General features: G+C 62.4%; 18 protein-coding genes and 3 pseudogenes. 8 read left to right on the top strand and 13 right to left on the bottom strand.

Features of this window, described 5'->3' with window-relative positions:
• Nucleotides 1–32 precede the first annotated feature (32 nt).
• The 8 genes and pseudogenes from HRH33_RS04035 to pbpC form a co-directional block, all read right to left on the bottom strand.
• Nucleotides 33–590: a DUF4136 domain-containing protein gene (locus HRH33_RS04035; protein WP_167418486.1), complete on the bottom strand. Its 558-nt coding sequence runs from the start codon at nt 588–590 to the stop codon at nt 33–35.
• A gap of 45 nt (nt 591–635) precedes the next feature.
• Nucleotides 636–1,238 carry a DUF4136 domain-containing protein gene (locus tag HRH33_RS04030; protein WP_167418485.1) on the bottom strand — a complete coding sequence of 201 codons (603 nt, stop codon included), beginning with the start codon at nt 1,236–1,238 and terminating at the stop codon, nt 636–638.
• A gap of 24 nt (nt 1,239–1,262) precedes the next feature.
• Complete coding sequence (locus tag HRH33_RS04025; protein ID WP_123479508.1) at nt 1,263–2,012, bottom strand: methyltransferase; 750 nt, start codon at nt 2,010–2,012, stop codon at nt 1,263–1,265.
• Entirely contained in the window at nt 2,005–2,313 is a 309-nt protein-coding gene (locus HRH33_RS04020; RefSeq protein WP_034136718.1) for a MazG-like family protein, read from the bottom strand. Before HRH33_RS04020 ends, HRH33_RS04025 begins: the two co-directional genes overlap by 8 nt.
• Before the next feature lie 161 nt (nt 2,314–2,474).
• Nucleotides 2,475–2,669 (bottom strand): annotated as a pseudogene (locus tag HRH33_RS04015) (hypothetical protein); the annotation flags it as partial.
• A 105-nt stretch (nt 2,670–2,774) separates the two neighbouring features.
• Nucleotides 2,775–2,981: pseudogene (locus tag HRH33_RS04010) on the bottom strand (hypothetical protein); the annotation flags it as partial.
• A 104-nt stretch (nt 2,982–3,085) separates the two neighbouring features.
• Nucleotides 3,086–3,292, bottom strand: a pseudogene (locus tag HRH33_RS04005) (hypothetical protein); the annotation flags it as partial.
• Between the two features lie 105 nt (nt 3,293–3,397).
• Nucleotides 3,398–5,740 (bottom strand): peptidoglycan glycosyltransferase PbpC, encoded by a 2,343-nt coding sequence (gene pbpC / locus HRH33_RS04000; protein WP_167416831.1) that lies wholly within the window; start codon nt 5,738–5,740, stop codon nt 3,398–3,400.
• 108 nt (nt 5,741–5,848) lie between these two features.
• On the opposite strand from pbpC, the gene HRH33_RS03995 reads away from it, so the two are divergent.
• Nucleotides 5,849–6,142 carry a hypothetical protein gene (locus HRH33_RS03995; RefSeq protein ID WP_034095695.1) on the top strand — a complete coding sequence of 98 codons (294 nt, stop codon included), beginning with the start codon at nt 5,849–5,851 and terminating at the stop codon, nt 6,140–6,142.
• Nucleotides 6,143–6,279: 137 nt separating this feature from the next.
• On the opposite strand, the gene HRH33_RS03990 is transcribed toward HRH33_RS03995, so the two are convergent.
• A complete protein-coding gene (locus HRH33_RS03990; RefSeq protein WP_167416830.1) occupies nt 6,280–11,181 on the bottom strand; it encodes an alpha-2-macroglobulin family protein in 4,902 nt (1,633 codons plus the stop codon).
• A gap of 207 nt (nt 11,182–11,388) precedes the next feature.
• Between HRH33_RS03990 and HRH33_RS03985 the strand changes: the two genes are divergently transcribed.
• Both HRH33_RS03985 and HRH33_RS03980 read left to right on the top strand, forming a co-directional pair.
• The gene (locus HRH33_RS03985) at nt 11,389–12,738 is read left to right on the top strand and encodes an MATE family efflux transporter (protein WP_167416829.1); all 1,350 of its coding nucleotides are present in this window, start codon (nt 11,389–11,391) and stop codon (nt 12,736–12,738) included.
• An 82-nt stretch (nt 12,739–12,820) separates the two neighbouring features.
• A complete protein-coding gene (locus tag HRH33_RS03980; RefSeq protein ID WP_167416828.1) occupies nt 12,821–13,132 on the top strand; it encodes a hypothetical protein in 312 nt (103 codons plus the stop codon).
• A gap of 52 nt (nt 13,133–13,184) precedes the next feature.
• Here the strand turns inward: HRH33_RS03980 and speA are convergent, their stop codons facing one another.
• The 4 genes from speA to HRH33_RS03960 form a co-directional block, all read right to left on the bottom strand.
• Nucleotides 13,185–15,098 (bottom strand): arginine decarboxylase, encoded by a 1,914-nt coding sequence (speA, locus tag HRH33_RS03975; RefSeq protein WP_034136712.1) that lies wholly within the window; start codon nt 15,096–15,098, stop codon nt 13,185–13,187.
• A gap of 141 nt (nt 15,099–15,239) precedes the next feature.
• Entirely contained in the window at nt 15,240–15,611 is a 372-nt protein-coding gene (locus HRH33_RS03970; protein ID WP_034095690.1) for a translation initiation factor Sui1, read from the bottom strand.
• Between the two features lie 180 nt (nt 15,612–15,791).
• Nucleotides 15,792–16,328 carry an NUDIX hydrolase gene (locus tag HRH33_RS03965; RefSeq protein ID WP_034136711.1) on the bottom strand — a complete coding sequence of 179 codons (537 nt, stop codon included), beginning with the start codon at nt 16,326–16,328 and terminating at the stop codon, nt 15,792–15,794.
• Nucleotides 16,329–16,330: 2 nt separating this feature from the next.
• Complete coding sequence (locus HRH33_RS03960) at nt 16,331–17,398, bottom strand: DUF2333 family protein (RefSeq protein WP_034136710.1); 1,068 nt, start codon at nt 17,396–17,398, stop codon at nt 16,331–16,333.
• Between the two features lie 302 nt (nt 17,399–17,700).
• Here HRH33_RS03960 and HRH33_RS03955 point away from each other — a divergent pair, with 302 nt between their 5' ends.
• The 5 genes from HRH33_RS03955 (at nt 17,701) to accC (ending at nt 24,006) form a co-directional block, all read left to right on the top strand.
• The gene (locus tag HRH33_RS03955; RefSeq protein WP_034136709.1) at nt 17,701–19,371 is read left to right on the top strand and encodes a response regulator; all 1,671 of its coding nucleotides are present in this window, start codon (nt 17,701–17,703) and stop codon (nt 19,369–19,371) included.
• Nucleotides 19,372–19,424: 53 nt separating this feature from the next.
• On the top strand, nt 19,425–21,386 hold the full coding sequence (locus HRH33_RS03950) for a methyl-accepting chemotaxis protein (RefSeq protein ID WP_167416827.1): 1,962 nt from the start codon (nt 19,425–19,427) through the stop codon (nt 21,384–21,386).
• A 296-nt stretch (nt 21,387–21,682) separates the two neighbouring features.
• A complete protein-coding gene (gene aroQ, locus HRH33_RS03945) occupies nt 21,683–22,138 on the top strand; it encodes a type II 3-dehydroquinate dehydratase (protein ID WP_173603365.1) in 456 nt (151 codons plus the stop codon).
• Between the two features lie 24 nt (nt 22,139–22,162).
• A complete protein-coding gene (accB, locus tag HRH33_RS03940; protein WP_034095684.1) occupies nt 22,163–22,627 on the top strand; it encodes an acetyl-CoA carboxylase biotin carboxyl carrier protein in 465 nt (154 codons plus the stop codon).
• A 17-nt stretch (nt 22,628–22,644) separates the two neighbouring features.
• Nucleotides 22,645–24,006 (top strand): acetyl-CoA carboxylase biotin carboxylase subunit, encoded by a 1,362-nt coding sequence (accC, locus tag HRH33_RS03935; protein WP_034095683.1) that lies wholly within the window; start codon nt 22,645–22,647, stop codon nt 24,004–24,006.
• The last annotated feature ends 132 nt before the right edge of the window (nt 24,007–24,138 follow it).

Here is a 24,138-nt window from a genome sequence, read left to right as displayed (position 1 = left end):
GCGGGGGCTGCCGCGCAGCCCACGGCGATCGATCAGTGGGGTGGATAGCTGGAGAGGATGCGCGTGACCGTGGTGCGGATCGCGTTATTGCGGTCCTGCGGGTTCGGGGTGCTGCTCATCAGTTGTTCATCGCTACCGCGCCACACCAGTTTGCCGTCCTTGCCGTCCAGCAGGTCGATCTGGATGGTCGCCACTTTGTAGGTGACGTTGCGGGTTTCGTTGTACATCGGCGCGCCCCAATAGCCGTTCCATGGACCGCCCCAGGCGCCGCCGTAGTTGGTGGTGACTTGCTGCTGGCGGTCTTCGACGATCAGGTAAGCCTGTACGTTCACGTCTGCCGTGGCGCCGGCAGCCGCCGGGCGCAAACCGCGCTGGTCAAGTTGCTCGCCGACGGCTTGGCGGATGCGCTGCTCGGTGAGGTCGCTTTTGATGCGCGGATCATCGGGGCGGTATTGCAGGGCGGGGTCTTTCCAAGCCCAACTGCGGTAGGCACCGAAGTCCCGGCTGGCATCGAAGTCGTGGTTGACTTGACTGGTCTGGCAACCGCTCAGCAGCACAGCAAACGCAAGCGTAGCGATACGACGAAACATGGTGGTTCTCCAAAAAGCGGCAGACACGTTAAATGAGAATAGCGGTTAATGCGGCGGATACGCGGCCATGGCCTTTTGTACCGCCTGGCGCAGCGCATCGGCCCGCTCGCTGAGGCTGCCCTGGCTGCTGGTTTCCGCGCTGGCGCTCCACACCGGCTGGCCGCTGCGGGCATCGAACAGGTTGATGCGAACCACCACCACTTGCACTTCATAGGTGCGCACCACCGGCACGCTGTTGTACATGCCGTAGCCTGGGCCATAGCGGTTATAGCCGCCGTAACCATAGCCGTAATCATCCTGGACTTGGCGCAGGCGCTTCTCCTGGCGAACATCGGCGCTCACCAGCAGGTCCGCCGGGCGGTTGTCATGCAGCGGGCGCAGGCCGCGCTGGTCGAGGGCCCCGCTGACCGCTTCGGCGATCTGCGCCGAATCGGCCCACGCGGTGCCCGCCGGTAATTGGCCATTGCGCCAAGCCCAATTGCGGTAAGCACCGTAGTCACGCACCGGCGCCGGGTAGGCACTGGCATCGAACGTGGTGGCGGCCTGGGGCGGCGCCGGCGGGATCGGGGCCGAAGCGGCCACGTAAGGGTTGGGGCTGGAGCATGCTCCGAGCCCGAGGGACAGCAGGATCAAACACAGACGACGCATTTCGACCTCCGCAGACTGAACCGCTTAAACCGGACGGCAGATCCAGTGCAAATAACGCCCAAGTCCGGCAAAGCTTGGGTGACGACGATGAGCGAGCTCCATCTCGACAAGATCCTGCAAGGCGGCGCGGGCCTGGAACTCCACCGGCATATAGTCGTGGAACACCCGCACGCCACTTTGGCTTTCGACCTGCCACAACCCTTCGAGTTGCGCCGCCAGCTCTCGCGGGTCGAGGGGCTGTTGCGGAGTAAGGCTTTGCTTTTCGCCGGCCATGTCGTTCTTGCGCATTTTGCGGAAATGGCCTTTGAGCAGGTTGCGGTAGATCAGCGCATCGCGGTTGTAGAACGCCAGGGACAACCAGCCCCCCGGCGCGGTCAGCTGATGCAACACCGGCAGGATGGCGTGGGGTTCGGCCAGCCACTCCAGCACGGCGTGGCACAGCACCAGGTCATAGGGTTCGGTGAGCTGGCCGAGCAGTTCCTGCCACGGCGCGTGGATGAAGGTAGCGTGCTGCCCGGCTTCGGCGAAGCGTTGGCGAGCACCTTCGAGCATCGGCGCGGCGGGTTCGGCCAGCGTCACCTGATGCCCACGCTCGGCCAGCCACAGGGACATATGCCCGAGCCCGGCACCGATATCCAGCACGCGCAAAGGGCGCTGCGGCAAGGCTTCGGTTAGGTCGGCCTGCAACACCGCCAGGCGGATCGCGCCTTTGGCGCCGCCATAGATTTTTTCGGCGAAGCGCGTGGCCAGTTGGTCGAAGTGACGGTCACTCATGGATAAACCGCCGTTCGCTATCGGCCAGTTTGGCGCGCACCACCTCGTTCATGTCCAGGCCCAGCTCACTGCACAGCAACAACAGATACAACACGATATCGCCGACTTCCTGGCCGGCGTGGGCGAGTTTGTCGGCGGGCAATTGGCGGGATTGGTCTTCGGTGAGCCATTGGAAGATTTCCACCAACTCGGCCATTTCCACACTGGCGGCCATGGCCAGGTTTTTCGGGCTGTGAAACGGTTTCCAGTCGTTGGTATCGCGGATGCGATGCAGGCGTTCGGTGAGGTGTTCGAGGTTCATGGGGCGGGCTCCTGAAGGTGTATAGCTTCGGGGGGATGAGCGTTGAAGGCAAGTGAATCACCTGGGATGGCCTTCAGGCCGCCATCGGGGGCAAGCCCCCTCCCACATTTGAATGCATTTACATATCAAAAAGTGGGAGGGGGCTTGCCCCCGATGAGGCCCTAATCCACCACGCTGAATACAAGCCTGGCGGTTTGACCGGCCTCATCCAGCACACTGAGCTGATAGCGGCCCAAGCGCTCGAAGCTGGCATTGATGCTGCCCTGGTTGGCACTGTCGCCCAGTGGCGCGCCGTTGAGCCGGCCGCTGCCGCCCAGGGCCGATAGCTTCAACTGCAAAGCCTGCTGGCTGCCGGCCGCGCAGTGAGTCGCCTTCAGGCCGCCATCGGGGGCAAGCCCCCTCCCACATTTGAATGCATTTACATACCAAAAAGTGGGAGGGGGCTTGCCCCCGATGAGGCCCTAATCCACCACGCTGAATTCAAGCCTGGCGGTTTGACCGGCCTCATCCAACACACTGAGCTGATAGCGGCCCAAGCGCTCGAAGCTGGCATTGATGCTGTCCTGGTTGGCACTGTCGCCCAGTGGCGCGCCGTTGAGGAACCACCAGCGCCGGCCGCTGCCGCCCAGGGCGGATAGCTTCAACTGCAAAGCCTGCTGGCTGCCGGCCGCGCAGTGAGTCGCCTTCAGGCCGCCATCGGGGGCAAGCCCCCTCCCACATTTGAATGCATTTACATAACAAAAAGTGGGAGGGGCTTGCCCCCGATGAGGCCCTAATCCACCACGCTGAATTCAAGCCGGGCGGTTTGACCGGCCTCATCCAGCACACTGAGCTGATAGCGGCCCAAGCGCTCGAAGCTGGCATTGATGCTGCCCTGGTTGGCACTGTCGCCCAGTGGCGCGCCGTTGAGGAACCACCAGCGCCGGCCACTGCCGCCCAGGGCCGATAGCTTCAACTGCAAAGCCTGCTGGCTGCCGGCCGCGCAGTGAGTCGCCTTCAGGCCGCCATCGGGGGCAAGCCCCCTCCCACATTTGAATGCATTTACATAACAAAAAGTGGGAGGGGGCTTGCCCCCGATGAGGCCCTAATCCACCACGCTGAATTCAAGCCTGGCGGTTTGACCGGCCTCATCCAACACACTGAGCTGATAGCGGCCCAAGCGCTCGAAACTGGCATTGATGCTGCCCTGGTTGGCACTGTCGCCCAGTGGCGCGCCGTTGAGGAACCACCAGCGCCGGCCGCTGCCGCCCAGGGCCGATAGCTTCAGCTGCAAAGCCTGCTGGCTGCCGGCCGGCAGGCGCAGTTGGTCGCCTTCGCGCACGCCGACAATCGACAGCGGTGAAGAGGCCGCCAAGGCCGGTGGCGGGCAGTCCGGGTCGGCCGCCGGAATGCGTGCTTCACGGCGTTCGGCCCTGGGCAACCAGGGCTCCAGCGGCGCAGGCCATAGGGCGATATTCCTGGCCTGCGCGCCGGGGCAGTGGGCATCCACTCGCAAGCCTTTGGCGTTGACCCACACGTTTTCCATCAGCCCTACGCTGAGCGGTTGATCCAATGCCTGCAAGGTCGGCGGCGTGGTGTTGTCCAGGGTCCAGGCAAAGCGCTGGCGTCGGCAATTGGGGTCGGTGCGGCTCATAGGCTGGCCCAGCGGCCAACAGATCGCCGCCACGCCGACATTGGCCGGCACCGCTTTGACCGGCGCGCTGATACCGCGCTGGCTGTCGCGGTTGGTCAGCACATCGTGCACTTGCAGCATCAGTGGCGCCGCCGACGCCAGACCGAACTGACCGGGCACGGGCGTGCCGTCCGGGCGGCCGATCCAGATGCCGATCAAGTAGCGCGGCCCCACACCAATCGCCCAGGCATCGCGAAAGCCGTAGCTGGTGCCGGTTTTCCAGGCCAGCACCGGGCGCTGGACCAACTCGGCGCGCGGGTCGCGGTCCGGCCGGGCCTGGCCGCTGAGGATGCGCCGCACAATCCAGGCGGCACCTGGCGACAGTAACGGCCGCTCTCTGAGCGTATCGTCCGGTTGAAAGCGCAGAGTGGCGCTCTTGCCGTCGCGGGCGAAAGCGCTGTAGCCGCTCACCAGATCCTCAAGGCGGCTGCCGGCGCCGCCCAGAATCAGCGCCAAATTCGGCTCGGCCAGCGCCGGCAGCGCCAGGGGCACGCCGCCGATGCGCATCTGCGCGGCAAAACGCTTGGGCCCGTAGGCTTCAAGCAACTGCACCGCCGGCAGGTTGAGGGAACTGGACAGCGCCGTACTCGCCGGCACCGCACCGGTAAAGCCCATGGAAAAGTTGCCCGGGCGGTAATCGCCGTAGCGCCGAGGCACGTCCTGCAGCAGCGACTCGGAATGAATCAAGCCGTCGTCCAGCGCCATGCCGTACAGGAAGGGTTTCAAGGTGGAGCCCGGCGAGCGCAAGGCGCTGACCATGTCCACATGCCCGAAGCGCCTGGCATCGTTGATGTCCACCGAACCCAAGTAGGCGCGCACCGCCATGGTTTCTTCTTCTACCACCAGGATCGCGGCCGAGGTGTGCTCCGGCAGACGCGCACGCCAGCCCAGCAGCAGGTCTTCCAGACGGCGCTGCAAGGAGGCGTCCAGGGTGGTGCGGATCAACGGCGGGCTGTCGGGACGGTTCAGGCGTCGCGCAAGCAACGGCGCGAGGCTGGGCTCCTGGCGCGGAGCGAGCAGCAGCGGTTCTTCCAGGGCTTCATCGACCGCCGTTTGCGGCCATACCTGGAATTCGGCGAGGCGCCGCAGCACCTTATCGCGGGCCTGCTGCGCACGTTGCGGATGGCGATCCGGGCGCAGGCGGCTGGGCGCCTGTGGTAATACCGCCAGCAACGCGGCCTCGGCGTGGGTCAACTGCGCCGGGGATTTGCCCAGGTACGCCCAACTGGCCGCCGCCACGCCCTGCAAGGTGCCACCGAAGGGCGCGCGGTTGAGGTACAGGTTGAGGATCTCGGCCTTGGACAGGTGCCACTCCAACTGGGCTGTGCGCCACAACTGACGCAACTTGCCGTGCAAGGTGCGCGAGTGCGGGTCCAGCAGGCGCGCCACCTGCATCGACAGGGTACTGCCACCCGACACCACCCGTTCCCCGGCCAGGTTCTGCCAGGTCGCCCGCACCAACGCCAGCGGGTTCACCCCCGGATGCTGATAAAACCAGCGGTCTTCATAGGTGAGCAGCGCATCGAGGTAATACGGCGACACCTCACTGGTCTGCACCGGATAGCGCCACACGCCGTCGGCATCGGCAAATCGCCACAACGGCGTGCCATCCTCGGCCAGCACCACCCGCGCCAAATCATCCTGAGGCAGCGGCAAGGGCCAGATGCGGTCAGCCAGCCACAGCAGCGCAATCACTGACAGCACAGCACCCATAAACCAGCGCAGCAACCGTGGGAGCCGAGTGAATCCAGCCATGAATAAACGAAACCTCAAACCGGCAAACCTCTATGCTTGTGGGGAACTAGCCCGCTGCAATAACAACCAAAGGCACACACCCGCCCACCTTTTGATCAGGACACATATATGCAGGTAGAAAGCTTCTTCGAATGGCTGGGCCAGGCGCTCGGTTCCGTCATCCGCTTTATCGTCGACGGCCTCAGCGGACTGTTCGGCGCCCTGACCCACGCCGGCAGCAACTTCGTCGAAGGCCTGTCCCGCACCTTGGGCATGGACACTTCGATCATCAGCATCATCACCCTGATCATCGGCCTGATGCTGCTCTACTCGGCCGTACGCGCCTTTATGCGGGCGTCGATCATCATGGGCATCATCTGGCTGATGCTCGGCCTGTGGCTGCTCAGTTGGGTCGTGCATTAACGTTAAGCACGCCACAGCCCCCTGTGGGAGGGGGCTTGCCCCCGATAGCAGCGCTCCAGTCAACGCACCTGGCAACTGACCCACCGCCATCGGGAGCAAGCTCCCTCTCACATTAGCGCCGATTCCGAGTTGAGAAATCAGCGCCCCTTGATCACCAGATCCGCCGGGGTCTCACCCACCGCCTGCCAGTTCGGCCGATACATCGACTCCACCTGCGGCGGCGGCACGCGATAGGTGCCCGGCGTTACGGCACGCGCCAGGTACAGCAGGTGCGTGGTGACATCGCTGTCCAGATTCAAGGCCGCCACGTAGCGGTCATCGCGGAACTCCTGGTGCTTGAGCGATGCGTTCTGCATCGACTCACGCCACTCCTTCACTTGGCTGCTGGCGTTATCCAGGCTGGCGGCGCTTTGTGCCAGGTTCTGGTTTTCCAGCTCCAGGCCTGCGGGGAGCAAATCCACCACCAGAGCGTCCGGCACCCGTTGCTTGGCTTTGACTGCCACATGCACCAGCACCAGATCGCCGCTGTTGAGGTTGCGCAGGTTCAACGGCTGACCGTTCATGCCCAGGTACTCGCGGCGGATGCTCAGGTTGTCGCCCCCCGGTGCCGGCGGGACTTGTGGGTAACCGGAGATCGTCAGTTGCTGGTACACCGGCGTCTCCCCCTGATTGCTCAGGGCCAGGTCGGCGGACAGCAGCTTGCCGTCCAATGCCAGTGTCGACTGCTGATTATTCAACTCATGCACCCCGCCGCTGCCGGTAAGCGACACTTGCCAGTTGGCCTCCGGTTGCGCGAACCCCAGACGCCCGGCGAGGAACAGCGAATTGCGCTCCTGGGTCGACAGATACGGGCTGGCCGCCAATTGATCCGACAAGGTAAACAGCCGCTCCTCGCGCTTGCCCTTGGCTAGGTCGTTTTCTTCAAGCAGCGCCAGGATCATCGCCTGATCGCGCAATGGGCTGCCGTAATCGGCCAGCCAATCCTTGTTACTGCGCTGTGCGGCAAGGCCGGCGAGCAAGGCTTGATCGGCACGCGGTTGGTCGCCCATTTTCTGCAGGGCAATCGCCAACTGCACCAACGGCAACCCCGAGCGCGCATCGCTGCGCCGCTCGAACAGACTGCGCAACGCCCCTAACGGCGCCTGCTGGCTGCGCGCCAGGACCATGCCGGCATAAGCCTGCACGGCGAAGCGGGTGTGGTCGGCGTTGTCGCTGTAGTCGACGTCGATCAGGTTGCGCTCCTGCACATAACGCAGCAGGCGCTCGCTGGCTTTTTTCAGGGCCTCGGCCGGTACGGCAAAACCCTGGTCACGGGCGCGCAGCAGGAAGTCGGTGACGTACGCGGTCAGCCAATATTCCTCTTCGCCATCGGCACCCCACAAGCCAAAGCTGCCGTTATAGCGCTGCATGCCCAGCAGGCGTTCGATGCCCAGTTCGATTTTGCGCTTGCGCTCGGCGTCCGACTCACCCTTGATACCCAGGCGCTTGAGCAACGCGTCATCGGCATACAGCGAGGGATACAGGCCGCTGGCGGTCTGCTCCAGGCAACCGTAGGGATAGGCCTTGAGCGCACTGATCTGCGCGCCCAGGTTCAACGGCGGCCGGCTCGACAGGCTCAGCAAGGCTTCACGCCCCGAGGCATCGAATTGATCCAGCGTGCCAACGGGCAAGCTCCACGGTTCGCTTTTGAGCACCGCGCGGTAATGCTTGAGCAGCGCCGGGTAGGCTGGGCGCACGCCCAACGTCCATTCGCGGCTGAACGGCGGCAGCTGTTCGCCCGGCAGGTCCAGGCCATTGACGGTGACCTTGAGCTTGCCCTGCCCCAGCCCGCCCCAGGCTTTCACCGGGATGCGCAGCGTGGTGCGCTGGCCTTGCTTGAGTTCGACCGATTGCGCGCCGGCATCGACCAGTTCCAACTGGCCTTCGGCACTCAGTTGCACATCGAGCTTCTGCGCCTTGCCCGACAGGTTGGACAGGTCCAACGCCAGGCTCGTCTGGTCGCCGCCGGCCAGGAAGCGCGGCGCCGACAGTTCGGCCACCAGGGGTGCGGCGACTACGGTCTTGGCTTCGGCCATGCCGTAGCGGTCATCGCTCCAAGCCTGGGCCATCAGGCGCAACTCGCCGTTGAAGTCAGGAATATTGACGCTGACTTCACCCTCGCCCTTGTCATTCAACGTCACCGGCGCGCTTTGCAGCGCCACGATGGTCAGGCTGGTGTCAGGGCGTTTGCCACCTTTGGCCAACGCCGCGTCACCGCCGAACGCCAGGCTGGCCAGACGGCCCTGGCCGGCTTCGATCAACTGGCCGTAGATGTCGAACTGATCCACGCCATAAGCCTTACGGCCGAACAGGCTGGCGTACGGGTCGGGCGTCGGATATTCGGTGATATTGAGGATGCCCACGTCCACCGCTGCCACCAGCACATGCACTTGTTTAGGCACGCTGCCGTCGGCATTCCTGGCTGCGACCTTCACCGTGAGCGGCTGCTTGGGACGCATTTTTTCCGGAGCGCTGAGGGTCACGCCGAGCTTGCGCTGGGTGCGATCCAGGGGCAAGTGCAGCAGGCCCACCGCGCGTTTCGGGGTGATATTGGCTTTGCGCTCGCCGGGACGAATCACCAGGGCGCTGACATACAGGTCATGGCGCGACCATTTCGGGTCAAGCTTCACGGCAAAACTCTTGCCTTCGGCCGGCACGTCGATTTCCTGCCACCACAGCGGCCCTTCGGCGGATTCCACCAGCAAGTAACCCTTACCGGCGGCCGGCGGCGTGACCGTGATGTTAGCGGTATCGCCATCGCCATAGGCTGGCTTATCCAGCGCCAGCTTGACCTGATCGGGGCGCACGGCGCCGCCTTCGGTGTTGTCCTGGGCCTGATAACCGGCCCAGAAACGCAGGCTGCTGACTAGGCCGGTCTGCGGGTCTTCGACCTCGACGCGATACGGCCCCCACTCCACCTGGAAGCTGACCTTGGCGGTATCACCGGCCTTGATGTTGAGGGTCTGCTCGTCGAGGTTGAGGAATTTTTCGTTGTAGTGGTAGCTCCAGCCGTCGTTGTCGGAGTAGTTCCAGTAGTAGTCACGGCGCTCGCGCACCAGGCGCACCTTGAGGTTGGGCGCGGCAAGCTTCTGGCCGTCCTGGTTGGCCAGCAGCACTTCGAATTCCGCCGGGCCGTCGCCATTGGTTTCCTTGCCGTCAAACAGCCCGCGCAGGCCCGGCAGTTGCTTGGCCGGCCAGATCGGCTGCACCAGGCGCCGAGTGATCGGCCGCCCGCCCGACTCATGCAGGCTGGCCTGCACGATCAGTTGCAGCGGCGACTTGGCCTCGGCCCACTTGCTCTCCAGGCTCAGAACCTCCTGGCCCTTGGCGTCGAGCACGTTTTCGTCGATCTCGAAATCCTGGCTCAGGTCCTCCTCGGTGACGGAACCGAACTCGTAGCCCGGCAGCGACTTGACCGCCTCGCGCAACGGCCGCACATAAACCTGGCCGCTCACCCGGTTACCCGAAGCCGGCGCGCCGTAGAGGTAGCGCCCCGTGAGCTGGATTTGCGGGCTGTCCGCCGGGCTCAACGGCGTGTCGCTGCCCTTGAGTTCCAGGGCCAAGCGTTCGGGCAGGAAGTCTTCAACGAGGAATTCGTACAACTGCGGCTTGCCGTCGCCCAGGTCGAACACCAGTTGCCAGCGCCCGGTCGGCGCTTCGCCGGCCAATTGCAGGGCGTATTGATAGAGGCCGGACGCGTCGGCATCCCACACGAATTTGCGGCTGACCTGTTCATCCGGACGACGCACTTCGACGCTCACCGGCTGCGGCTTGACCGTGTTGCCGTCCTTGTCCCGCAGCAAGGCGTTGAGCAGCACGGTTTCGCCTGGGCGATACAGGTCGCGCGGGCCGAATACAAAGAACTGCAAGGGGTGGGACGGCTGGCCGCCGATGTCGAATTCGGCCAGGTCCAGCGCGGCGCTATCCAGGCGCAACAGGCTGGTCTGCTCACCCTGTTTGGCCAACAACACCTGGGCTTTTTTCGGCAGCGGCAACTGCGCGTGGCCGCCCTTTTCGGTCTTGCCCTCGGCCAGCACGCGGCCATCGCCATCCAGCACTTCCAGGTCCACGTCATTCAGGGCTTTGCCGCCTTCCAGGGCCTGGGTAAAAACGTCGAGGCGATTGCTGTAGCGGTGCACCGACAGGCCAATGTCGCTCAGGGTGAACAGCGTGGCCGGTTGGGAATAGTTATACGTGCCCGACGCACGCATCACCGCCAGGTATACGCCTGGCTGCTGTAATTGCTTGAGGCCAGCGATCGGCAGCAGCAGGGTTTCGCGGGTATTGCGCGCAGGGTTCAAATCGAAACGCCCGCCGTAGACCAGATCGGCCATGGGCAGCAACTCGCGGGACTCGTAACTTTGCAGGCTGGTATTGCGCCCCCACTGCGCCAGGAACGACGGCAGGGACTCGGGCTTGATGCGGAAGAATTCGACGTCGATTTTGTCGACGTTCAGCGCGATCACCGGCAGGCCCTCGGCCAGGCGCGTCGGCAGCAGGGTGCCGCGACTGGCGAAGCCGACGGTGGCTTGCAGGTCTCGGGTTTCCAGGCGGGCGATGTGCTCGGCGGCGAGTTTACTATCGTTGACGGCCTTGAGCCCGGCGTCGACGGTGAGCACCAGTTTGCGCTGCGGTTCGAGGTGACGCAGGCGCAATTCCATCAGGTTATCGGAGAGTTCCCAGGCGCCGTCGACCTTGCCGGACTTACTGTCGACCAGGTGCAGCTTGTCGGCAAACTTCTGCTCCGGGTCCAGGGGAATGGAGAAGCTCACCGATAGCGTGCTGGCACCGTCCAACTGCACCTCGGACACGTCTACCACGCTTAATTCACGCCCGGCGTAGCGCTGCTTCAGCGCCGCCACATCCACCGCCGCTTTGATCGGCTTGGGGGCGGTGCTGGTGATCGCCACGGGTGCGGTGGGCGCAGTGGGTTTATCGGAAGAATCGCAGGCGCTCAGCAGGGCCAGGGCGCAGGCCAGGAACAATCCTTTGTTAAGCATGGGGCACTCGTTGTCAGAGGGAACCGGGGGTGTGAACTATATATCAGCCCGAGCGGGGCCGATGTGGTGCTGGTCACATTGACCGACGGAGGGTGGGTTGGTTCGCAGCCGTTTGAAACCCCCAGCCAAATCCCACAGCCGCCTCCCACATTGGCTCTGCTGCATGGCTAATGGATGGTTACAATGTCGTTCCCCCAAGGAGCCTGCATGTCCACCTTACTGACCGACTGGCGCGACCGCCCCACCCACCGCCGCGTATGGGCCCTGGCTGCGCCGATGATTCTGTCGAACATCTCGGTGCCGTTGGTTGCCCTGGTCGACAGCATGGTGATCGGCCATTTGCCGCATGCCCACCAATTGGGCGCGGTGGCCGTGGGTGCCAGCCTGTACACCTTTTTGGCCTGGGCCATGGGTTTTCTGCGCATGGGCTCCACTGGTTTCGCCGCTCAGGCCGCCGGGCGCAAGGATGGCGCAGCGCTGCGACAGATCCTGCTGCAAGGCTTGCTGCTGGCGCTTGGGCTGGCCATATTGCTGGGCACGGTGGGCATCCCCCTGAGCCATATGGCACTGGAATGGATGCAGCCGTCCGCGCAACTGAATCAACTGACCCGGGATTTTTTCCACACCCGCCTGTTCGGCCTGCCCGCTGCACTGGCCAGCTATGCGCTGGTTGGCTGGTTCCTCGGCACGCAGAACGCCCGCGCGCCGCTGGCGATTCTGCTGACCACCAACTTGGTCAATATCGCCCTGAACCTTTGGTTCGTGCTTGGCCTGGAGTGGGGCGTCGCGGGGTCGGCACGCGCCTCGGTCATCGCCGAGTGGACCGGTGCCTTGCTTGGCCTGGCCCTCACGCAAAAAGCCCTACGCGCCTACCCCGGGCATATCGCCTGGGCGGCCCTCAAGCGCTGGCAGAGCTGGCGCCCGTTGCTGGCGGTCAACCGCGACATTTTTATCCGCAGCCTGGCGTTGCAGTCAGTGTTTTTCATGATCACGGTGCAAGGCGCGCGCCTGGGCGACGCCACCGTGGCGGCCAATGCGCTGCTGCTCAACGGCCTACTGCTGACCGCCCACGCCCTGGACGGCCTGGCCCACGCGGTGGAGGCACTGTGCGGTCACGCCATCGGCGCACGGGACCGGCAAACCTTGCGCCGCTCGCTGGTAGTGGCCGGTGGCTGGTCACTGATCGCCAGCCTTGGATTTGCATTGTTGTTCAGCGTCGCCGGCCATCTGTTTATCGCCATGCAGACCGATATCCCCAGCGTGCGCGAAACCGCCGACACCTACCTGCCTTACCTGGCGGTACTGCCCTTGATTGCGGTGTGGAGTTATCTGCTGGATGGGCTGTTTATCGGTGCCACGCGGGCGCGGGAAATGCGCGATGGGATGTTGTTGACGGTATTGATCGTGCTGCCGTTCGCGTGGGTCTTGCAGGGGCTGGGCAATCACGGGTTGTGGATCAGCTTCCTGCTGTTTATGGCGCTGCGCAGTTTAACCTTGTGGGTTATCGCGTGGCGCTTGAGCAAAAAGAACCAATGGTTTGGCGATCCGACCTGTTAGTTTTCACAGGTTACAAACCGACCCGCCGGGCGTTGAATGGTCATGGGTAATCCCCATCCCATACATTCAAGGAGAGTCGGATATGAACATCACGAAAGCACTGTGGATGGCCGCCGCTTGCACACTCGCAACCACTGCTGGCTGCACTAATGGGCAAGGGCCGGCCAATGTTCAGGGCATGCTGGAGGTGGAAAACAGCACCCAGTTCAATCTGATAGTCACCCAAGAAGCCGATGTTCACCAACTTGGGCCAAAAGGTCGAGTTGAGCTGCCCATTGATGACCGAGTTGTCATGGTGCACCGTAGAAACGGTAACGTTGACAGAATTGACCGACTTAGCCTTGAGTTCAATACCGCTCAATGCGGGCACAGTGTGTGCCTGAAAGTGCACTGAAGCGCCCGCCGATACGACGCACGGAAAACACCGTGCGTCGCTCAAGACGGTATCAGGAAGACAAGTAGGACGAACGCGTCAGCCCCAGACGCAACGCATCCAGGAACTGGGTACGCTCCGACGCGCTGATCTTCGCGCTGGCGCACTTGTCACGGTAGTGCGTCATCAACTCTTCCGGCGACAAGTGCACGTAGCGCAGCATGTCTTCGATGGTGTCGTGGGTTTCGATCCCGGCGCTGTACACCGAGCCGTCTTCACGCTGGTAGATGTTCACCGAGTCGGTGTCGCCAAACAGGTTGTGCATGTCGCCGAGAATTTCCTGGTAGGCGCCGACCAGGAAGATACCCAGCAGGTAGTCCTCGCCTTCCTTCAGGGCGTGTACCGGCAGGCTGGTTTCGATGCTCTGCTCGTCGACGTATTGCTTGATCTTGCCGTCGGAGTCGCAGGTCAGGTCCTGCAGTACCGCACGGCGCAGCGGCTCTTCGTCGAGACGGTGCAGCGGCAGGATCGGCAGCACTTGGCCGATGGCCCAGGTGTCGGGCAGGCTCTGGAAGACCGAGAAGTTGCAGATGTACTTATCGGCCAGTTTGTCGTTGAGTTCGTCCAGTACTTGGCGGTGCGAGCGCTGGCGGGCTTTCAGCGAGTTATGCAGGCGACGGCACACGGCGAAGTAGCACTGTTCGGCCAGGGCTTTTTCCGAAAGGGTCAGTTTGCCGTCGGCGTACTGGGCAGCCACGTCGCTCATGTAGTGGGTAGCGCGCCAGTAGGTTTCGGTGACCATTTCGATGTCGGTCGGGCCGAGCAGGTCCACCAGCCATTGCACGGTTTCCGGCAGGCTTTCCTTGTTCTCGATCAGCGGGATTTCGTCGTTGTGTTTCTCGACGTCGGTCACCTGCACCACCAGCATGGCGTGGTGGGCGGTCAGCGAACGGCCGCTTTCGGAGAAAATGTTCGGATGCGGCAGGCTCTGCGCGTCGCAGAACTCCTTGAGCATGCCAACCACCACGCCGGCGTAGTCGTCCATGTCGTAGTTGATGGAGCTGGCGTTACGCGAGTGAGTACCGTCGTAGTCCACGCCCAGGCCACCGCCGACGTCGATGTGATCCACCGGCAGGCCGAGGTTACGCAGTTCGCCGTAATAACGAATGGCCTCTTTGAAGCCGTGCTGGTAGTCCGCCAGGTTGGCGATCTGCGAGCCCATGTGGAAGTGCAGCAGACGAATGCCCTGATCCAGGCCTGCGGCGCGGAAGCGCTCGACCACCGACAGCAACTGCGCGGCCGACAAACCGAACTTGGATTTCTCGCCACCGGTGTCCGCCCACTTGCTCGACGCCAAGGACGACAAGCGCACGCGCAAGCCCACCTGAGGCTTGACCTTGAGGCTCGCGGCCTCTTCGATCACCAGGCCGACTTCGGATTCTTTTTCGATCACGATAAACACGTTGTGGCCCAGCTTCTGGCCCATCAGCGCCAGACGGATGAACTCACGGTCCTTGTAACCGTTGCAAACGATGGTGCCGCCCTTTGGTGCCAACGCCAGCACGGCCAGCAGCTCGGGCTTGGAGCCGGCTTCGAGGCCAATGGAAACGTTCTGGGTGGCGATGATGTTCTCGATCACCGCTTCCTGCTGGTTCACCTTGATCGGGTACAGCGCGGTGTACTTGCTCTGGTACTCCAGGCGTTCGATGTTGGAATCGAAAGCACCGGTCAGTTGGCGCACGCGGTCTTGCAAGATGTCGGGGAAGCGCACCAGCAGCGGCAGCGAAAGACCGCTTTTGCGCAGTTCGTCGACTTGCTCGTAAAGGTCGACGGGCGTGCTGTTCGGGCCGTTTGGACGAACTTCAACGCGACCGGCGTCATTGATCGCGAAATACCCGGCCCCCCAATGGCGGATCCCATAAACACTGCGGCTGTCCGCAACGGTCCATTGGCTGCCATCGTCTTTGCGTGTGCGTCGTACGGACATCGAAGTCCCCTATAAATGAAGTCGAAGGCACCGCCTCGGGTTCGAGGCCGGCGCAGTCTAAAGAATGAAAATGACGATTTGCCTGTAAGAGAGGTAGACCCCACTCGCAGGACAGAGTTTAGACACTGGCCGGTAAGAGGCTCAGCCGCCGGACTTCTTGGCCTTGTATCCCAGCTTGATCAGCTCGGCCAATAACAGCTCGACGTGGTCGCCCTGGATCTCGATGACGCCGTCTTTCAACGCGCCACCGGTGCCACAGCGCTTTTTCAGCGTGGTGGCCAGTTCCTTGAGGGGCTCCGCGGCCAGGGGCACGCCGGTGATGGTGGTCACCGTCTTGCCGCCACGGCCCTTGCTCTCGCGTCGCACGCGGGCAATACCGTCGCCTTCGGGAATCAGGGTCTGTTTGCAGATGCAGGCATCCACGGGCTGACGACAGTCCGGGCAGTGTCGACCTGCGTCGGTGGAAAATACCAGGCCACCAAGGGCGGCGAAGGATGCGGCTTTTTTGGCCACCGGCAATCCTCTTGGGAGGATGAAGACTGATCGGCCCCCAAAAGGGTCAGCCGACCGCGAAGCCCCACTCAGGCAGGGGCAGCGCTACCGAATCGCCAAAGCGACGCGGGTGAAAAGTCGCGCAGTGTAACGGCAAAAAGCACGCTTGCTAAGAGCCAAATGGCGCCATTTCATGCAACTTTAGCGACGCAAGGCCAGATAGCGGCGCAAGCCCTCTTGAGCGTCAGGGCAGTAAGGTTTTTTCTTGGCGTCCCGCAAGACTTTGCTGATGGGTAAAAAGCGCGCCTCCATCACCTCTTCTGGCTGTAACCGCAGAGGGCCATCCCACACGGCTGAATAGGATTTACACCAGAGCCGACTGTCACCATCCTCGAAATAGAAATGGTCATGTTCGACCAGATCCACCCCGCCCACGCCCAACTCTTCTTCCAATTCACGGGCCGCCGACACCGCGTAAGACTCACCCGCCGCGACCATTCCACCCGCCGCCGTGTCCCAAAACCCTGGGTACAGGGCTTTGCTCAGGGTGCGCCGATGCACGCACAGCTGACCCTTGGAGTTGAAGAGGAAGATAAACGTGCAGCGGCCGATCAAGCCACGCGCACGCAGATCGGACCTGACGAGGTGGCCGAGCAGGTTGTCCTGCTCGTCGACCCAACAGATCAGCTCGGCATCGGAGGCCGCGCGATGGGCCTCCTCCCGTTGACTGGCATCCATCATCAACCCTGGTTGAGCAGTTGACGCAGGTCGATCACCGCAGCGTTGGCCCGGGAAATGTAATTGGCCATGACCAGCGAATGGTTGGCCAGCACGCCAAAACCGCTGCCATTGAGGATCATTGGGCTCCACACCGGCTCTTGCGAGGCTTCCAGCTCACGAATGATCTGGCGCACGCTGACGGTGGCGTTCTTCTTGGCCAGCACATCGGCAAAGTCGACTTCGATCGCACGCAGCAGGTGAGACAAGGCCCAGGCCTGACCACGGGCTTCGTAGAACACGTTGTCGATCTGCATCCACGGTGTTTCCACCACTTCTTCGTCAACCTGCGGCACTTCACCCGGCGCGAGCGCCTCGGTTTTCAACGCAGTGTTGAGTTTGACCCGACCGACGCTGGCCGACAGGCGCTGGGACAACGAACCCAGGCGCGTGGCGACATCGCCCAGCCAATTGTTCAGGTTGTCGGCGCGGGCGTAGAACAGCGCGCCTTTCTGGTTGGGATCGGAGAGGCGCGCTTCGTAGCGGCTCAGGGAATTGATGCCTTCCTGGTACTCGGACTCACTGGACGGCAGCACCCAGCTCTTGTTGTCGAAGTTGAAGCGTGGCTCGGCCTTGGCCAAGTCAGCGTCTTCAGCCGATTGGGACTGGGAGCGGGCGAAGTCCTTACGCAGAGCGCGGGTCAGATCGCGCACCTGTACCAGCACGCCGTATTCCCAGCTGGGCATGTTGTCCATCCACAGGCCCGGCGGGAAGCGGTCGTTAGAAATGTAGCCACCGGGTTTGTTCAACAGCGTGCCGACCACAGTCTTGAGGGTTTCAACGGTGGTGAAGCCCACGACCATCTGCTTGCCGTCTTTGTCGGCAGCGATCTGCGCATTTTGCTGGACCGGAAACAACGCCGGCTCTTCGCTCCAATACCAGCCCAGAGCGCCGGTGACCAACAGGTACAGGCCGAGTACGCTGAGTACGGCCCGACTCATCAGCAGCGTACGAAAATAGCCGCGGTTGGTCGATTTGGGTTCAGGCGCGGGGCCGGTGGCACTGCCTGCACGGTTTTTCCAGTCCAGCATGGCGATATCCTTTCAATCACTTGAGTTCATGCACTTGAATTGAGGGCGTGCGTTCAAAACACTCCGACCACAACCCTACCCCATCGTGCCGGTCGGTGTGGGGGTTTTATCCAAACTGGCGTATCGGGCGTGTTCGTCTATATAAGGATGCACGTTTTTTTTCGCAGCGCGACCACCGAGTCAGTAACTGAATAGCGAAGACGCACAGTTAATTGACGTATGACACTCATTCCCATGAAAAGAGGTGCTAGCATAGAGCCATCAGTCAACCTCAGCATGCACCCTCACCTAGTAGTCAGGATATGACCGAGCCAGAAGACCCCAGCCGTGAGCGCCTCAAGCAGCACTTTGCCCAGCGGGTAATTCATCAGGCACGTCAAATTCTTGAGATCTGGCAGCGCCTGCAACGCAGCGAATGGTCGAGCGCCGACCTCTCCGAACTCAGCGAAGCCAATTTACGCCTGCTGCGCTTTGCCGAGCGCTTCGAACAGCCCGAGCACGGTCAACTGGCTCACCATATCGGCGAATCCCTTAAAGCGGTGGACGAAAACCGCGGCCGCCTGAGCAGCCAGTTGATCACTGAACTCAACCGTTTGATGCAGCGTTTGTCCCGCACCGGCCTGCGCCAGGGCGACCAGCTGGAACAAACCTTTCTGCCGCCGATGCGCAAGCCGATCTACGTGATGCTGGCCGATCACGACCGTGCCGAGCGCCTGGCCAAGCAATTGGAATTCTTTGGTATGAGCGCACAGTCCCTGGACAGCGTAGCGGCATTTCGCTCGTCCATGGCCGAGCGCCTGCCATCTGCCATCGTGATGGACGTGGATTTCTGCGGCACCGGGCTGGGCCTCAAGCTCGCTGCCGAAGCCCAAGAAGGCCTGGAGCAAAAACTGCCGCTGCTGTTTTTCAGCCTGCACGAAACCGACACCCCCACGCGCCTGGCCGCCGTTCGCGCCGGGGGCCAGGAATTCCTCACCGGCACGCTGGAAGCCTCCAGCCTGCTGGAAAAGATCGAAGTGCTGACCTGCGTCGCCCAGTACGAACCTTATAAAGTGCTGATCATCGATGACTCGCGGGCCCAGGCCCTGCATACCGAGCGCCTGCTCAACAGCGCCGGCATCGTCACCCGCACCTTGATCGAGCCGATCCAGGCCATGGCCGAACTGGCGGACTTCCAGCCCGACCTGATCATCCTCGACATGTACATGCCCGCCTGCACCGGCACCGAGCTGGCCAAGGTGATCCGCCACAATGACCGTTATGTGAGCGTGCCGATCATCTACCTGTCGGCCGAGGACGATCTGGACAAGCAACTGGATGCCATGAGCGAGGGCGGCGACGACTTCCTCACCAAGCCGATCAAGCCGCGCCACCTGATCACCACCGTGCGCAACCGCGCGGCCCGCGCCCGTAACCTCAAGGCGCGGATGGTGCGCGACAGCCTGACCGGTCTGTACAACCACACCCATATCCTGCAACTGCTCGAAGACTGCAGCTTCCGCGCGCGCCGCGAAAACAAGCCGCTGAGCTTTGCCATGCTCGATATCGACCACTTCAAGCGCGTCAATGACAGCCACGGCCACCCGATGGGCGACCGCGTGATCAAGAGCCTGGCGCTGTTTCTTAAGCAGCGGTTGCGCAAGACCGACTTTATCGGGCGCTACGGCGGTGAGGAGTTCGCCATCGTCATGCCCGACACCGACCTGGAATCGGCCTGCAAGGTGCTGGATGAAATTCGCGAACGCTTTGCCGAAATCCACTACCCCGCCCAGCCCCATGATCTGTGGTGCACCTTCAGCGCCGGCCTGGTGGAGTTGTGCGACGGTTCCGACAGCCTGATGATGGCGGCCCAGGCCGACGAGGCGCTGTACCGCGCCAAAGGTGGAGGACGCAACCGCGTACAGGCGGCGCGCACATCAAAGCAAAGTGCCATCTTTTCATCGGAATCCACTGACTCCGTCATAACGCTGTAATAGAAACGCAATAACTTCAGGCACTTATCTTTTGCTGCCGGCTGAAACCACGCATGCGCCTGAAGCTGCTGACCAATCTCAACACCCTCCTGTTAGTGGCCGTGTGCCTGGCGCTGGGGGCGACCTTATGGTGGTCGCAACGCGCCTTGGAGCGCCCTTATCTGCTGATGGAACGCTACCTGAGCCTGTCGCAGACCTTTCAGAACCAGGCGGCACGCAATATCGAGGACTATCTGGCCAGTGGCGATGCGCTGCGTTTGAGCGGTGCCAGCCAAAGCCTGGAAAGCCTGCAGCAACATCTGGATGAACTGCCCGCCGAGCTGACGCAGAGCCTACGCCCCAGCCTGGTGGAGCTGGACGCCTTCAGCAAGACCGACCTGCTCGCCGCCGGCAAGTTGGCCGGCGACCCGCAAGCCTTGTTGGTGCAGGCCGAGCGTGAGCTGAGTGCGAACCTGGAACAGCTGAGCCAGTACGCCACCGGCGTGAACTCCCCGGAAGCTGCACGCTACCTGCCAGCGCTGCTGGCCGCGTCCCAGCACTTGGGCAAACTCTCACTGGCCCGCGACAAACTGGTCAGCAGCGGGCGCGCCGAGCTGGCCGATGACGTGGAGCGCGAACTCGGCCAGATCCGTGGCCAGGCCGACCTGCTGGAACAGTTGCCATTACTGGGTGTGAAAGCCAGCGCCGAATCCAATACCGATGACTTCTCCGCGTTGATGGGCCTGGAAAACACTGAAAAAGCCGAAGCCCAGGACAGCGGCGTCGACCTCAAGCGCGAACTCAACAGCCTGCTGACCCGTTACCCCGCCGAACTCAAACGCACCCGCGCGCAGATCCAGCAGCGCGCCGACCTGGCCGCCGCCACGCATCTGAAGATCAATGCGGTGCAACAGGCCATCGCCGGGCTGGAACCGGTAGTGCGCGCGCAGCATGGCAAAATCCAGGGCGAAGTGCGCCTGATGCAAGGCGTGATGATTGGCCTGATCCTGCTGATCGCGCTGCTGATCGACACCCTCCAACGCCGCCTGGCCCGAGTGCTGACCAGCCTGGCGCCGGCCTTATCGACCTGGGCAGAGGGCGACTTCAGCCAACCGATTGCCCTGGGCAAGACCAACCGCGAACTGCACGATATCGAAGCCTCCCTGAACCGCTTGCGTGCCTACCTGGTGGACTTGGTAGACACCATTCGTGGCAATGCCGAAGAAGTCGCCGGCAGCAGCCGTGCGCTGGCCAAATTGAGCAGCGGCCTGCACGACGGCGCCGAGCGCCAGGCCGGCGATACCGCGCAGATCCGCGACTCCCTGGGTGAACTGGAAGCGACCATTCAGCAAGTGGCCGGCGACGCCAGCCAGGCCGCCGGCGCCAGCCGCAGCGCAGGCCAGGCGGTGGAACAGGGCCAGCGGGTGATCGGCCTGAGCCTGACCGGCCTGCATGTCCTGGTGGGCGAAGTACAGCAAAACGCGCAGATGATCGAAAAACTCGCCGAAGAATCCGCCACCATCGGCGGTGTGCTGACGGTAATCCGCTCCATCGCCGACCAGACCAACCTGCTCGCACTCAACGCAGCCATCGAAGCCGCCCGCGCCGGGGAGGCCGGCCGCGGTTTTGCGGTGGTCGCCGACGAAGTCCGCTCCCTGGCCCAGCGCACCGCCGGCGCCACCGCCGAAATCCAAGGCTTGATCGCCGGCCTGCAAAGCGCCGCCCGCCAATCGGTGGAAGGCATGCGCGCCCAGGTGGAACACGCCGAAGCCACCGCCCAGCAGGCCCAGGCCGCCGACGGCGCATTGGACGAAATCGTCGGCGCGATCCAGACCATTTCCGACACCGCCGTGCGCATCGCCGATGTCACCGCGCAGCAGAGTGGCGCGGTAAGTGAGATTCGCGATAACAGCGAGCGTATTCATCAACTGGGCGAAGACAATTTGCTGCGTATCGGCCAAGGTCGCAGCCAGGGTGAGCATTTGCTGGTGCTGGGTGGGCAGCTCAATACCGCCGTACAGGCATTCCGCGTCTAACCGGTCCCAGCGTCATATCAAGAACTAATGTGGGAGGGGGCTTGCCCCCGATAGCGGTGGATCAGTTAGAGATACTGAGACTGTCACACTGCAATCGGGGGGCAAGCCCCCTTCCACACTTGATCTCCATAGGGTTCATGACGTGTCGCCTATGACCGGATACTGACCCACAGTCATAAATTTTGCGCAATCCTCGCTAATCGTGCCGCCTACTGCATAGAACTGGACAGTCACAAAGGCTTTGCGGCATAGTCGCCGGGTTCTGACGTACCCACCTCTATAACAAGGAACAGCCGATGGCGACCTTACTGGTTCTTCACGGACCCAACCTGAACCTGCTTGGCACCCGTGAACCGGGCGTCTACGGGGCAGTGACCCTCGATCAGATCAACCTCAATCTGGAACAGAGGGCCCGTGATGCCGGCCACCATCTGCAATACCTGCAAAGCAATGCCGAGTACGAGTTGATTGATCGCATCCATGCCGCGCGCGGCGAAGGTGTGGACTTTATCCTGATCAATCCAGCCGCTTTTACGCATACAAGTGTTGCATTACGTGACGCGCTGCTGGCGGTGAGCATCCCATTCATCGAAGTGCATTTGTCGAACGTGCACAAACGCGAACCTTTCCGCCATCACTCCTACTTCTCCGACGTAGCGGTGGGAGTGATCTGCGGCCTTGGCGCCAGCGGTTACCGACTGGCCCTGGAGGCCGCCCTGGAACAGCTTGAACAACCGGCCAAGCGCCCCTGACCGACCCTTGGGAGTTGATGATTCATGGATATCCGTAAAGTTAAGAAGTTGATCGAACTGCTGGAAGAATCCGGTATCGACGAGCTGGAAATCAAGGAAGGCGAAGAGTCCGTACGGATCAGCCGCCACAGCAAGACCCCAGCTCAACAATTCTATGCCCCGCAGATGCAAGCGCCGGCTCCGGCTGCTGCTGCACCAGCCGCTGCACCGGCTGCCCCGGCTGCTCCTGCCTCACCGGCAGCTCCTGCGCTGAACGGTTTCGTGGTCAAGTCGCCAATGGTCGGTACTTTCTACCGCACCCCGGCACCGACCTCGCCAGCCTTCGTTGAAGTGGGCAAGACCGTGAAAGTGGGCGACACCATTTGCATCGTCGAAGCGATGAAAATGATGAACCACATCACCGCTGAAAAAGCCGGCGTGATCGAGTCCATCCTGGTAGAAAACGGTCAGCCGGTTGAGTACGACCAGCCGCTGTTCACCATCGTTTGAACCGCGGAGCACCTTCGATGTTGAAACCTGCGAAGAAACTGCAAAAAGTCCTGATCGCCAACCGCGGCGAGATCGCGCTGCGTATCCTGCGCGCCTGTAAGGAAGAGGGCATCAAGACCGTCGCTGTTTACTCGACGGCCGACACCGAATTGATGCACGTTAAGCTGGCGGACGAGAGCATCTGCATCGGCCCGCCACTGGCCTCGAACTCCTACCTGAACATCCCGAACATCATCGCCGCGGCAGAAGTGACCGGCGCTGATGGCATCCACCCAGGCTATGGCTTCCTCGCGGAAAACGCCGATTTCGCCGAACAGGTGGAAAAATCCGGGTTCGCCTTCATCGGCCCGAAAGCCGAAACCATTCGCCTGATGGGCGACAAGGTGTCGGCCAAGGACGCCATGATTGCGGCCGGCGTGCCAACCGTTCCGGGTTCCGATGGCCCATTGCCTGAAGACGAGGAAACCGCCCTGCGCATTGGTCGCGAAGTCGGTTACCCGGTGATCATCAAGGCCGCCGGTGGTGGTGGTGGTCGCGGCATGCGCGTGGTGCACAAAGAAGAAGACCTGATCGAAGCGGCCAAGCAGACCCGTGCGGAAGCCGGCGCCTGGTTCGGCAACCCGATGGTCTATCTGGAGAAATACCTGACCAATCCACGTCACGTGGAAGTGCAGGTACTGTCCGACGGCCAGGGCCACGCCATCCACCTGGGCGACCGTGACTGCTCGCTGCAACGCCGTCACCAGAAGGTGTTGGAAGAAGCGCCGGCTCCGGGCCTGGACGAAACCGCTCGCCAGGAAGTTCTGGCGCGCTGCGTCAAGGCGTGCATCGACATCAACTACCGTGGCGCCGGTACCTTCGAGTTCCTCTACGAGAACGGTCGTTTCTACTTCATCGAGATGAACACTCGCGTGCAGGTGGAGCATCCGGTTTCGGAGATGGTCACCGGTATCGACATCGTCAAGGAGATGCTAAGCATCGCCGCCGGCAACGTGCTGTCGTTCACCCAGGCTGACGTGAAGATTCATGGCCACTCCCTGGAGTGCCGGATCAATGCCGAAGACCCGAAAACCTTTATGCCGAGCCCAGGCCTGGTCAAGCACTTCCATGCTCCGGGCGGCAACGGCGTTCGCGTCGATTCGCACCTGTACAGCGGCTACAAGGTTCCGTCCAACTACGACTCGCTGATCGGCAAGCTGATCACCTGGGGCGCCACGCGCGACGAGGCCATGGCCCGTATGCGCAACGCCCTGGACGAAATCGTGGTCGACGGCATCAAGACCAACGTTCCGCTGCACCGGGAATTGGTCCGCGATGAAGGCTTCTGCGAAGGTGGTGTGAACATTCACTACCTGGAACACAAACTGGCCGACCAGTAAGTGCTCCACCCAACAAAACCGCCTTCGGGCGGTTTTGTTGTTTGTGAGCCCTCTATTGTGAAAATGTACACAAGCCAAATGTGGTAGGGGGCTTGCCCCGATTGCAGTGTGTCAGTCTGAGTATCTCTAACT

This window comes from Pseudomonas rhodesiae (assembly GCF_013285305.1).
GTDB lineage: Bacteria > Pseudomonadota > Gammaproteobacteria > Pseudomonadales > Pseudomonadaceae > Aquipseudomonas > Aquipseudomonas rhodesiae.
Note: the sequence above shows the minus strand (reverse complement) of the source record. Positions and strands in the feature narration are given on the sequence as shown.